This window comes from Alteribacillus bidgolensis (assembly GCF_002886255.1).
Lineage (GTDB): Bacteria > Bacillota > Bacilli > Bacillales > Marinococcaceae > Alteribacillus > Alteribacillus bidgolensis.
Window position 1 is genome coordinate 2,100,861 of record NZ_KZ614149.1, and the last position, 12,619, is coordinate 2,113,479.

General features: G+C 39.2%; 11 protein-coding genes. 3 read left to right on the forward strand and 8 right to left on the reverse strand.

Annotation, left to right across the window (positions count from 1 at the left end):
• Positions 1–129 precede the first annotated feature (129 nt).
• From CEF16_RS10505 to CEF16_RS10535, 7 genes are all read right to left on the reverse strand, one after another.
• Positions 130–696 carry an RDD family protein gene (locus CEF16_RS10505; protein ID WP_245917827.1) on the reverse strand — a complete coding sequence of 189 codons (567 nt, stop codon included), beginning with the start codon at positions 694–696 and terminating at the stop codon, positions 130–132.
• Between the two features lie 13 nt (positions 697–709).
• Positions 710–1,708: a signal peptide peptidase SppA gene (gene sppA, locus CEF16_RS10510; RefSeq protein WP_091581722.1), complete on the reverse strand. Its 999-nt coding sequence runs from the start codon at positions 1,706–1,708 to the stop codon at positions 710–712.
• 17 nt (positions 1,709–1,725) lie between these two features.
• Positions 1,726–3,330: an amidohydrolase gene (locus tag CEF16_RS10515; RefSeq protein ID WP_091581719.1), complete on the reverse strand. Its 1,605-nt coding sequence runs from the start codon at positions 3,328–3,330 to the stop codon at positions 1,726–1,728.
• Between the two features lie 458 nt (positions 3,331–3,788).
• Positions 3,789–4,997, reverse strand: coding sequence for a tRNA uracil 4-sulfurtransferase ThiI (gene thiI, locus CEF16_RS10520; protein ID WP_091581716.1), 1,209 nt, complete (start codon positions 4,995–4,997; stop codon positions 3,789–3,791).
• Positions 4,997–6,148 carry a cysteine desulfurase family protein gene (locus CEF16_RS10525; protein ID WP_091581714.1) on the reverse strand — a complete coding sequence of 384 codons (1,152 nt, stop codon included), beginning with the start codon at positions 6,146–6,148 and terminating at the stop codon, positions 4,997–4,999. Before CEF16_RS10525 ends, thiI begins: the two co-directional genes overlap by 1 nt.
• A 509-nt stretch (positions 6,149–6,657) precedes the next feature.
• Positions 6,658–7,047, reverse strand: coding sequence for a hypothetical protein (locus CEF16_RS10530; RefSeq protein ID WP_091581711.1), 390 nt, complete (start codon positions 7,045–7,047; stop codon positions 6,658–6,660).
• 127 nt (positions 7,048–7,174) lie between these two features.
• The gene (locus CEF16_RS10535; RefSeq protein WP_091581708.1) at positions 7,175–8,860 is read right to left on the reverse strand and encodes a septation ring formation regulator EzrA; all 1,686 of its coding nucleotides are present in this window, start codon (positions 8,858–8,860) and stop codon (positions 7,175–7,177) included.
• Positions 8,861–9,200: 340 nt separating this feature from the next.
• On the opposite strand from CEF16_RS10535, the gene hisJ reads away from it, so the two are divergent.
• Positions 9,201–9,998 (forward strand): histidinol-phosphatase HisJ, encoded by a 798-nt coding sequence (gene hisJ, locus CEF16_RS10540; protein WP_091582111.1) that lies wholly within the window; start codon positions 9,201–9,203, stop codon positions 9,996–9,998.
• Position 9,999: 1 nt separating this feature from the next.
• Here hisJ and refZ read toward each other — a convergent pair whose 3' ends face one another.
• Entirely contained in the window at positions 10,000–10,674 is a 675-nt protein-coding gene (gene refZ, locus CEF16_RS10545) for a forespore capture DNA-binding protein RefZ (protein ID WP_170031812.1), read from the reverse strand.
• A 216-nt stretch (positions 10,675–10,890) separates the two neighbouring features.
• Here refZ and CEF16_RS10550 point away from each other — a divergent pair, with 216 nt between their 5' ends.
• Together CEF16_RS10550 and rpsD are read left to right on the forward strand one after the other, a co-directional pair.
• Positions 10,891–11,376: a GAF domain-containing protein gene (locus tag CEF16_RS10550; protein ID WP_091581702.1), complete on the forward strand. Its 486-nt coding sequence runs from the start codon at positions 10,891–10,893 to the stop codon at positions 11,374–11,376.
• A 567-nt stretch (positions 11,377–11,943) separates the two neighbouring features.
• Positions 11,944–12,546, forward strand: a complete 603-nt coding sequence (rpsD, locus tag CEF16_RS10555) for a 30S ribosomal protein S4 (protein WP_091581700.1) — start codon at positions 11,944–11,946, stop codon at positions 12,544–12,546.
• Positions 12,547–12,619: the final 73 nt, after the last annotated feature.

The window sequence follows — 12,619 nt, forward strand, 5'->3', positions numbered from 1 at the left end:
ATTGCAAGAGATCGTTATCTCCATAAATTTCTTTCCATTGATGCCTGTTGTCCGGCTCCGTTTAATACGATGCTTCCAAACTAAAAAAGCCTTCCCCATAACTTCCTTGTGGGGAAAGGCTCCTTTGGATTATTTTTCGACATGTATAACTCTCGTATCTCCAAACATATCATGAATACCTTGCTTTTCATTTGTAAATCCAACAACAATATAAATAATGTTAGTAATAACAAGGCTTCGATATATGAAACGGCCTACTACTTCACGAAACAATAGATCGGGCCAAGTTAGAGGTGCTGCGTTCTTACGCACTACTTTTAATCCGAAAATCATTTTTCCAAGCGTTTGACCTAACCATTTTGTCATCAATAGAAAATAAACATAAGAAGTGATAGCACTAAGAACTCCTTGCAGCGTTAAAAAGCCGAGTATATTTACCGGTTGACTTTCGAGAAACATTAATGGGCTTAGAAGCAGACCATTTATACTGAATACGATCAGTAAATCAAACAGATACGCCCAAAATCTCATCCAAAAACCGGCATATCGTCTAGGGGGAACAATATCTTTTTCTTCATCTGCTAAAGAAGGTGCCGGTTTCTGCCCATAATCCTCAGAAAGCTCCTCCCTCTGCTGCTCATTATATTCCATGTACTTCTTATCATTCTGATCTTCATTATGATTATTATTATCCATTCCGGGCACCTCCTTAGTCTGTGTATAAATACATGGCGCGCGGCGTTTCTGATTCCATAAGCAGTTCTTTTATTCCTAACAGCTCAGCATCATTTACAATCAAGCTGCGAGCGGAAGTTCCGAGGAATTGGTTCAACGCAAACGCTCCATGATATCGTACGACTTGCGGGTTATTAAGACCTTGGTCTTCTTCCATCAATGTTATAGTGTCTTCAAGCGAACCTAATTCATCGACTAAATCTAATTCCTCTGCCTGCTTACCGGAATACACACGGCCATCGCCTATCTCACGAACTTCTTCTTCAGACATCCCGCGTCCATTTGCAATTACATTTACAAAATCACTGTAAAAATCGTCAACCAGTGATTGAAGTATGTCTTCTTCTTCCTCTGTCATTTCACGATTTCCAGACATAATATCTTTAAACGGTCCGCTTTTAATGGTAGTAAATTCTATCCCTAACTCATCGGCTAATTCTGCATAATTAACGCTTTGCATAATAACGCCAATAGATCCGGTTACTGTCGCAGGGTGTGCAACAATTTTATCGGCCGGAGCTGCTACATAATATCCGCCAGATGCTGCAGTGTTTCCCATGGATACATAAACAGGTTTCCCATTTTCCTCTTGGATTTCCTTCACTTTGTCATGTATTTCCGCACTTTCAACTACACCGCCTCCAGGTGTATTTACGCGCAGGATAATTCCGTTTATATTAGGATTTTCCCCAGCGCTTTCAAGCATTTTCATAAACTGGCGGTGATTATACATACTTTGATTCATAAAAGAAGGAGTATTGCCTGTATCTTGAATGACTCCTTCAATATCAATTACTGCTATTTTTTCTTGCGGCTGTCCTTCTTGCATTATTTCTTCTTCAATTCCATCATTGCTTCCGCCAAACATGTTCTCAAAATTAGCAGATGCCATGTTCGTTACAAATTGGAACCCTATCGATACTGCGAGCAGCAGAGCCGCTATTCCAAGCGCAAGCCACCTTTTCCCGCTCATTTTGCAGTCCTCCTCTATTATTTGTTTTTATTCAAGTTATTGTATTGAAATTCGTCGTCAATCACTGTTCCTTTAACGTTGGTTTTAATAATATCATCTGCGCATATATTGAAAATGTCTTGATCTAAAATAGTAAAGTCGGCAGCATAACCCGGAGCTATTTTTCCCATTTCTTTTTCTTTCCCAATAGATTTCGCACTTCCTGTCGTATAAAGAGATACCGCTTCATAAGGACTTAACTTTTGTTCAGGAAGATAGCCGCTGTGGGTTTCGTTTTGATTTTTTCTAGTTATAGCTGCTTGAATTCCTTCTAACGGATCAACTGGTTCAATTGGAGCATCTGAACTTCCTGCACATTCTACTCCTCTCTCGAGCAGCGTCTTCCAAGCGAATGAATAAGACAATCTGGCTGAACCAAGTCTTTCTTGTACCCAAGGAAAGTCGGACAATACGAACCGCGGCTGTAAATCCAATACGACATCTAATGCTTTTAATCTGTCTATTAAATCAGGAGGAGTAATTTGGGCATGTATAATACGATCCTTTTTGCCTTTAGGAACTGGATGCGCTTCAAGAGCTTCTACAGCATATTCTAATGCTAAATCTCCTATCGTATGGATAGCAGCCGGCATGTTTATATCCCGTGCTTTTTTGACCAGTTCTTTTAAATGTTCCTTGGAATGGATAGCTACACCAGAAGTGTCTGGGGAATCATTATAGGGATGGCGTAAAAGCGCCGTCCTTCCACCAAGCGCCCCATCAGCGAAAATTTTCACTGCTCCAAATGATAGAAAGTCGTTTACAGGACCGTATTCATATCCCAGCTGCCTGAAGTCATCTAATACTTCATGATGGACAAGCAGATTGGCTCTAAATTTCCACTGTTTATCATTGATAACATCTTGAAAGGCTTGAAATGTTCTATGAAAACCGCCGTAATAATTTAAATCCTCCGTATGTCCGCCGGTTAGACCTTTTTCTACCATATGATAAACAGCCGAATCTAATGCTTTTTTCAACTCCTTATCACTTACGGGCGGCTGTACTGCTTTCACTAAATCTGCAGCTTGATCCAACAAGTATCCAGTTTCTTCACCATTGGTATCTCTGACGATAATACCCCCTGATGGGTCAGGTGTATCTTTATGAATCCCTGCTTCGTCCAATGCAATGGAATTCGCAAGAGCAGCATGCCGGCAAATTCTCGTCAGCAAAATAGGATTTTTCGGAGCAATTTCATCTAATTCTGCTTTGTGAAAAATTTTTCTATCTGCAAAATTATTTTCGTTCCACCCTTCTCCAATCAGCCATTGTCCTTCTTTTAGCATGCTGGCTTTTTCTGCTAAAGCGCTTTTCATGGCATCAGCGTCCTTGAATGCAGACAGATCTAATCGCAGCATGGTTTCCCCTAATCCAATCATATGTAAATGACTGTCGGTAAAACCAGGAAACATGACAGCATTTTTTAAGTCGATGCGGCGTTCGATAATGGAATAATTTCTTTCTAAACTCTCTTTTTCTCCTATGGCCACTATTTTCCCTTTTTCAGTATAGACAGCTTCGGTACTATCTTTTTCATGCTCCATCGTATATATTTTTCCGTTAAACCATAGCGTTCCCACCTGTTATAACACCAACTTTCCATAACTGTTTACGAGTAACATCCATAAAAGTTTCACCTTATTAACGTACAATATTTATATTGATGTGTCATCTGTTGCGAAAAATATAGAGATAGTCAACCAAAATAAAAAGAATATAATTTCCTAGATAATCAGAAAAACTCGACTTGCTGCCTAGTCCTTATGGCAGAAGAGTGAGTTTCCCTTATGCTATAATTCTTTAGCAAAGGAACAAAAGCGAAAGGCCCTGAATAGCCGCGACAGGTTCTGGACCTTTCGCGAAGGGTCGTCTGCGGACCGAGTCGAAAGGGAAGAAACCCCGAGCGGCTGGGCGCTTAAACTAGACGCGGCCAAAATGATATGGATGGAAATAGTTACCCACAATTGAAAAAAATATAATTTCTTAGACAGAAAAAAAGTCTCCCGCCATTTACATGATTGGGGGAGACAATGACGTATTATAAGAGATCATCCATTTGTTGATCGGCGCTTTCTTCTTCGCTTCCAATGTTCAAAGTTTCAACTTTTTTCACGGTCTCTTCAATAAACGGCTCAAAATCAAAGGCTTCCTCGAACCTGGCTGCTTTATCTCGACGCGGTTTTGTAACAGAATCAGAAGGCAGAAAGATCGTACAGCAATCTTCATATGGCAGAACGGATGTGGAATACGTGCCTATTTTTTCGGCAACTTCCACTACTTCTTGTTTGTCCATTGTTATTAAAGGTCTTAGAATGGGCATGTTGGTTACTTCATTAATCGTATGCATGCTCTCTAAGGTTTGCGAAGCAACTTGTCCGAGACTTTCACCATTCACAATTGCTTTAGCATTTTGTATATCTGCTATTTTTTCTGTGATACGAAGCATCATGCGCCGCATAATCGTCATAGCATAATTCGATGGAATGTTGGCATGAATAGCTTTTTGAAGTTCTGTGAATGGAACAACGTGCAACCTGATCCGCCCGCCAAAGCTTGTTAATATTTTTGTTAAATCTTCTACTTTTTTTCTTGCTCGTTCATTTGTATAAGGAGGGCTGTGAAAGTGTACTGCCTCTAATTCAGCTCCTCTTTTCATTGCTAAATATCCAGCGACCGGACTGTCAATTCCTCCGGAAAGCATAAGAGTTACTTTCCCGGCTGTACCAACTGGCAGCCCGCCTGAACCTGCCATTCTGCCGCAAGTAATATACGTGCCTTGTTCCCTCACTTCTACCACTACTTCTACATCAGGATGATGCACATCTACGGTTACTTCGTCTGTGTTACGAAGAATATGACCGCCGATATACTGGTTTAAATCTTGAGATCGAACCGGAAACGGTTTATAGGAACGGCGGGCACTAACTTTAAATGTTCCTTTTTTTCCTTCGTGCTGTAAAAAAGCTTGCAGTGCTGCTTCTTTAATTGCTTCTATTTCGTTTTCCGCTTTCATCGCTAAACTAAATGAAGAGATACCAAAAATGTGCCTTAGCTTTTCCATTACAGGATCTGGTTTTTCTTCATTCAATTCAATCATCATCCGTCCGTATGTGCGCCGCACTTTACAGCTGGGATGTTCACGAATAGTAAACTGTATATTTTCTTTCAATTTTTTTTCGAAATCGCTGCGGTTTCTTCCTTTCAAGGCCAGCTCGCCGTAACGAATTAAAATGTGGTCATATTTCATTAGCGTTCCGCTCCCATTACCTTTTTCATTTCTGGTATGATTTCATGAAAAATTTCTAAAAGCTCTGTTATTTCTTCTTCGGCAGTATCAAAAGAAAAACTAGCTCTAATAGCACTTTCAGCCCGTGCTGGACCTAAGCCAGCAGCTTCAACAACAGCACTTGGCTCTTTAAGCTTTGATGAACAGGCCGATTTAGTGGATAAGTGAAAATCTCGTTTCGTAAGTTCCTGGATAATCACTTCAGGTTTTAATCCTGGAAACGACACATTTACAATGTGAGGTGCTGCACCTTGATCAGGTGTATTCACTTCAGCCCCTTCCATCTCCTGTAAACGATGAATCAAATAATCTTTCAATTGACAAAGGCGTTGTTCTTCCGTTGCTAAACGCTGCCTGGATATACGGAGGGCTTTTGCCATAGCTGTAATACCGGGTACATTTTCCGTACCAGCCCGATATGTTTGTTCCTGCGTTCCTCCATGAAACAAAGGGGAAAGAACAGTACCCTCTTTCAAAAATAATACGCCCGTCCCTTTTACACCGTGGAATTTATGCCCGGAAATGGTGCACAAATCCACTTTTGCTGCATGCAGATCCAAAGGTACATGGGCTGCACCTTGAACATGGTCTGTATGAAAATACAGCTTCGGAAACTTTTTTAAGCGTTCCCCTATTTCTTGAATGGGTTGAATCGTTCCAATCTCATTATTCACATGAATAACCGAAACGAGCGTCGTATCATTTCGAACTTCTTTCTCTATGTCTTCTGGACGAACTCTTCCTTCTCGGTCGACTGACACATAAGTCACTTCGAACCCAAATGCCTCTAATTGCGAAAAAGCTTCTTTTACAGATGGATGCTCAACCGTCGTCGTAATTAAGTGTCTGCCCCTATTTCTATGCTCTAAAGCTGTTCCTTTAATGGCAAGATTATTCCCCTCTGTGCCACCGGAAGTAAACACAATCTCTTCTGCTTTTGTTTTTAATAAGGAGGCCACAGATTCTCTTGCTTTATTTAATAACATTTCCGCTTCTACACCTGGTTTGTGCAGCGAAGACGGATTGCCAAAATATGAGGAAGCCGCTTCTTGATAAGCGTGAAGTACTTCCTGCCATGGTTTTGTTGTGGCACTATTGTCTAAGTACACCATATTTCCTGCTCCTTTTCCTCACAGGTTTTTCTACTTTTTCTATTTATTTTGTACAAAAATAACGCATGCTGCTGCTCAAAACGGCCTCTCTTCAACCAAACCGTTCTGTTTAGAAAAACTTGGCTTACCGCCGAATCTAATGGCGGAAGTCGTAGTTTTACTTATACTTTGATCCTTTAGCAAAGTTAAGCTTTTCTAAAGGATAAAACAGGACCGTTCCTTCCCTTTATACCATTTCATTCTGTTCCTGATTTTAGGATGCGACACTATATATTAACACATAATCATATCTTTAGAAAAATCCTGTTTGCCGTGAAATTCCTTATCGAACATGACATCTTTCGCTTATTCTGCTGATCGATTTTCTTTATCCATTTTTAATTAGAAAAACTTCAAGTGTCTATGATTTCAGATTGTTAATATAAAATAGCTTACTTTGATGTTACTTTATTATATTTAACAGTTAAAAAAGCTGGCCTTTATAAAAGGTTCAGCTTTTCATTGTTCGGTTATTCATTTATTATTTCAAGCAGCTCGTCAACGGAAATCGTTCCTTCTTCCGAGGCAATGTGTATCGCCTCGGAGCTATAGTCGTTTCCATTTTGTAAAGCTAGTGAGGTAGAGGGAGAAGCATTGCTGTTCTCATCGGAAGCGCTGTTTTCGTTAACGGCACCTTCGTCCTCCCTATCATTTTCTTCGTGCTTGGATTCATCACTTGAAAAAGAATTATGCTCGGACGGAGTAATGCCCAATTCCTGATCAAGCTCTGCCGCAAGCTCTTCTGTTGATTTTTGTTCAACTGCTGTATCTTCTTTCTCCACATAAAACATAACCCCTGCTGCTCCTAAAATGGTAAAACAAAGAACGATTATAACAGCTACCTTATAGATAGGCTGCATCCATCCTTCCTCCTTCCTGATGCGGCTATTATATCATTTAATGTAGAAGAAGCGAAGGAAATATCGAACTTTCGTATGTAAACAAGAGTTATTTTTAGACAAAAAGACCTAAATAATGATAAAACACTCAGTACCTTCCGCTTATATTCTCTAATGCATTTGGTTCTTTTTGTTCAACTGCTCCTATAGCAGTATGAACGGCCTCGTCATAATATCCTTTTCGAAAATGGACCTCTGCTTGTAAAAGCTTCTCATCAATTGAAAGGGATTGGCTTCGATATTTATTGCCATATTGAATGGCACGTTCAGCAAGACGGGCTTGTTCTAAGGTTGTTCTTAATTCTTGATGGACTTTATTGACAAGATGTTCTGCATCTTCTGCTGCTGCATTAACTCTGCCCATTTCTACTGGTACTTCTTCAAGAGCAGATACGGCAGCTTCTAATCTTTCCTCTGCAGCGTCTACTTCATTTAAAAGAATGGAAGGAATTTTCGGCAGCAGTGAACGCTCTAATTTTATTCTGTCCTGCAGCAATTGACGACGCAATGTTTTCAATGTTTCTAGTGCTTTAAGTTCATCTTTTCGCAGTGTATACAACTGCTCTTTGGAACTTCGAATATCCTTATCTAACGTATATATATCTTGTTTTAACGATTCCAGATTCTCTTTTAATCCGGTAAATGATATCTTGCGATACTCATACATGTCTTTGAAAACCCGCCAATTTTTCAGGGTTCCTTCCATGCCGTTTTCTGCTTTCTTTTGGCGTTTATCTTCTTCATCAGGAATACGGTAACTCATTTTCACTTTTTCTCGTTCTTGCTGAAGTTCATTTAACTGGATTTCGAGACGGTCTATTTCCTCCCGTGCCTCTATTGCTTGAACCTCTACAAAACGGCGTGCTTCTACTTCTTTCTCCAGTGTTTGATAAATATAATCAAAGTAATGGCGAATGTCCTGAACCCGGTCTTGAACTCTCTCTAGTTCTAAATCAGCAACAGCTTTACTTAAGACTGGAAATTCGTTTCGAAATTCCTCTAATATACTATGAAAATCAAAATGATCAAGTTGATAGCCTTTGCTTTCCATTTCTTCCATGCCATATTGTACTTCCTTACATTCCTCAGGCAGTTCTGCTTCCACTTCGACTAACAGGGCAGGGACCGCATTCACTTGTTGTTCCATTTTACGAAGTTTTTCATTTAGATCGTTTAAAATATGATTGGCTTTCATGTAGTTTCCTGCTTCTGTTTCTTGATCAAACACAGCCACCATGTCTTTTAATTCGTTCATATGGTTTTCAAATATACGTGCTGTACTTCCTAAAGAGAGCCAGTTTTGCGAAATATACTGTTGTATGGAAGAAAATCTTTCTTTTATTTCCGTAATCCCGGTCCTATTTTCTTCTTCACTATGTATTAAATTTTCAACTTCATAAAAAATATTAAGAATATGAGAATCAATATTCTTCAACTGAACCCTTGCTGCGTCTAATAGCTCTTTTGATTTTCGGAAACGATATTTATTGGCCCATTCTTCAATATCAAACAGAGCTTCTTCAATATCAGGAAGGTGAGATCCGATAATGTCATCCCACTCCTTACGCCATTCTTCAAATTTTTCCTCGGTTTCCCCTGACATAGTAAGTCCTTTAACTTTAGCTATCTCATCTGCCACGGGCTGATTGGCGATTTTTGTCTTCCATTGTTCAAGACGATCAACTTCTTTATATATCTTTTTTCTAGAAACAGCTCCGTAAATAATTATTACAGCAATTATTAAAGCTGCCGTTAATATCACATATACCATCATGAGCCTTCACTCCAGTTTTACCGCCGCTATATCGCAAAATTTATTAGTAATGGTTTTTTTCGTCACATACATCTAAATTCCTGCTATTTCTGATATACTTTTTTTAAAACTTTTATTTGCAGATAAAGAAATTCAATTATATGATAACATGGAATGTTTTTTTATGTGAAAATTACAGGAAAATTTTTCATTCTTAATTTTAGAGAAAAGCTTGGCTTACCGCCAAGTCCAAATGGCGGAAGTCGTAGTTTTTCTTATACTTTGATCCTTTAACAAAGTTCAACATTTCTAAAGTATAAAAACATAAAGTACTATATGAGAAGGTGATTGTACATTGAAAATTACTAGAGACGGACATATTCATACTCCTTTCTGTCCGCATGGGTCTAAGGATTCATTTAAACAATATATCGAACACTGTATCTCAGAAGGTCTTCAAACGATTACGTTTGCAGAGCATGCTCCGCTTCCCCCTGGATTTGTTGACCCAGTTCCTGATAAAGACAGTGCTATGCCGCATATAAAGCTATCCTCATACCTAGAAAACATTGATAAATTGAAGAAGGAATACCACAATGAAATCGAAATATTCACCGGACTTGAAGTAGATTTTATTGAAGGATTTGAGCATGAAACGAAGGCATTTCTCGAAGAAACAGGTCCAATGCTTGACGATAGCATATTATCTGTTCACTTTCTCTTATATCAAGGAAGCTATACATGCTTAGATTACAGCCCGGAAAGTTTTGAACAATTAGTACGAAAAACAGGTTCTATTGAAAATACCGTCCAACTTTATTTCCAAACGCTGCATCAATCAATTAGAAGTGATTTAGGCCAATATAAACCTAAAAGACTTGGTCATATAACTCTTATTAAAAAATTTCATCAGCGTTTTAAAGGAATAGAAATTGAGAAAGACGCACTCTCTCTTTTGGATGAAGTTCAAAAAAACGGGATGGAACTTGATTATAACGGAGCAGGTACAGCTAAGCCGCTGTGCAGAGAACCTTATCCTCCACCTGCCATTGCTTTAGAAGCAAAAAAAAGAGGCATCCCCTTAATATATGGATCGGATGCACACCAGGAAAAAGAATTAATGCAGGGAATAGAAGCGCTTGCTGCTTTTGAAGATTAAATTATGGATGGACATAATCGGCCTGCTGCTCATTTGCAGCAAAAGCTGCCGGTTCCTGATTTTTCTTCTTTTCTCTTAACAATACTTTAGAGGCCCATTCTCTTAATTCTTTTCGATATACCGTAATAAAATGAGGCTGCTGCGGCTGAAGGTGAAACACTTCTCTGACATACTGGTGATGTAAGTAAGGCATGATCACCATTCCTCTAAATTGCATAATGGTCCAGCTGACAGGAATAGGGGCAAACGTCCCTTCCTGTATTCCTTTTTTCAACACAATAGAATATAAATGCTTTTCTTTCATGAGGTACGTACTAGTTATCTCACGAATCAGAGTGGAATCTAATGTCATTTCACGTAAAACAAAACGTGCACGCAAATGTCGCTGCTGCATATAAGTTAAGCTTCTCTCTGCCATGTACAGCATTTTTTCATAAGCATCTGTATGGGTGACTTTCACGGCTTGTTCCAATTCGCTCATATACCCTTCAAGAAAATCAGTCATTAATGCCTCAAGCAAGCCTTGTTTGCCTCCAAAGTAATAGGAAACAAGCGAAATGTTCACTCCTGTTTTTGCCGCTATTTCTCGAATCGATGTACCATGAAACCCTTTACTCGTAAAAAGAATCGTTGCAGCTTCTAACATTTTTTCCTTGGTGCTTTCGGTGGCGGACAATGCCATCGCCTCCTTTATATACAATGTAGAAACTATCAAGTCACACCATTTAACATAACTCTCTTAATGATATAATTCCTTCTTTCTTCCCGATAACCCTTCAAAAATATCTCGACACTTTCAATGCCTGTTCGGCAAAATGGCATAGCAGACGAAGCTATTTCTATATGATAAACTTGTATTATTCAGATTTATGTCAAAAAGGAGAGAAATCTATTGTTTCAACAGATTGAATATAAAGGTACGTTGCAAGAAGGATATGCTTTATTACTTAAGCAGCTTGAAGCTTTACTTGAAGGAGAAACTGATCAAACAGCTAATTTATCAAATGCGGCGGCTTTGTTAAATCAATTTCTCAGTGAAGTTAATTGGGTAGGTTTTTATTTATATCGTTCCGAAGAAGGGGAACTTGTACTCGGTCCTTTTCAAGGCCTTCCTGCATGTGTGAGAATTCCTATGAATAAGGGCGTATGCGGTACAGCAGCATTTGAGCGCAATACAGTCCGGGTAGCTGATGTGACTGCCTTTTCTGGCCATATTGCATGTGATGGAGCGACTCGGTCTGAAATAGTTGTTCCTCTTATAAAAAATGATCAATTGATTGGTGTATTAGATATTGACAGCCCTGTTCACAATAGATTTTTGGAAGAAGAACAACAGCACCTCGAACAATTTGCTGCTGTTTTAACAAAATATTTATAAGAAATTATTAACGAAGCAGCAACCCCTAAAAGGTTGTAAGGAACGTAGATCTTTTTTCAATATTTTACGAATGTTTAACTTTGTTAAAGGATCAAAGTATAAGTAAAACTTCGGCTTTCGCCATAAGGACTCGGCGATAAGCCGAGCTTTTCTAATATTTGGTGCCAGCTTTTCATTTTTAGCTCGAAAAGATAATCGAAAGGCATCATGTTTTTCAATGAATTGATTTTTCCCCCTCATATTTCAACTTATTATAGAAGCTCACTGGAATCGATATAATACTTTAGCAAAAATACGATTTCTTATGTTAAAATATGTGCGCTAACATTTGACTTTGAGCAATTAAAGTTATATAATGGCCTTTGTGTAAAAGACAGCCAGGACAAACTTGATATGTGCACCCTTTTCATTTTGTTCCTTAAATCTGCGGCTGAGTGATTGGTTTAAGGGGTATTGTGTAACCTCTAGCTGTCGAGGCGAAGATGCATAAAAACAAAATGAGCATGTCAGGGGATTGTCGATGTTGTTCTTTTTCCAATACTTTTATATATAGAGGAGGCTTCTTGTATGGCACGTTATACAGGACCAACTTGGAAAAAATCACGCCGTTTTGGCATTTCCCTTAGCGGTACAGGAAAAGAATTAGAAAAACGCCCTTATGCACCGGGTGAACATGGCCCTACTCAACGGAAAAAGCTTTCCGAGTACGGCTTGCAGCTTCAAGAAAAGCAAAAGCTTCGTTTTATGTACGGTTTGAACGAACGCCAATTCCGCAAGTTGTTCGAGCAAGCAGGTAAAATGTCTGGGGTACACGGCGAAAACTTCATGATTTTGCTTGAGTCCCGTCTTGACAACCTTGTTTACCGTCTCGGTCTTGCACGCACACGCCGTGCTGCTCGCCAGCTCGTAACACACGGTCACGTAACTGTAGATGGGGGTCGTGTTGACATTCCATCTTACCGCGTAAAACCGAACCAAACAATTGGTCTTCGTGAAAAATCCCGCAACCTTTCTGCGGTAAAAGAAGCAGTCGAAGTAAACAACTTCGTGCCTGAGTATTTGACATTCGACGAAGAGAAGCTCGAAGGAACATATAACCGTTTCCCTGAGCGCTCTGAACTGCCTTCTGAAATTACAGAAGCGCTTATCGTTGAGTACTATTCTCGTTAATCTATGCTGTTTGCAGGTTGACACACAAAAATCCCTTGAAATGTTGTTATATCAACGTTTCAGGGTTTTTTTA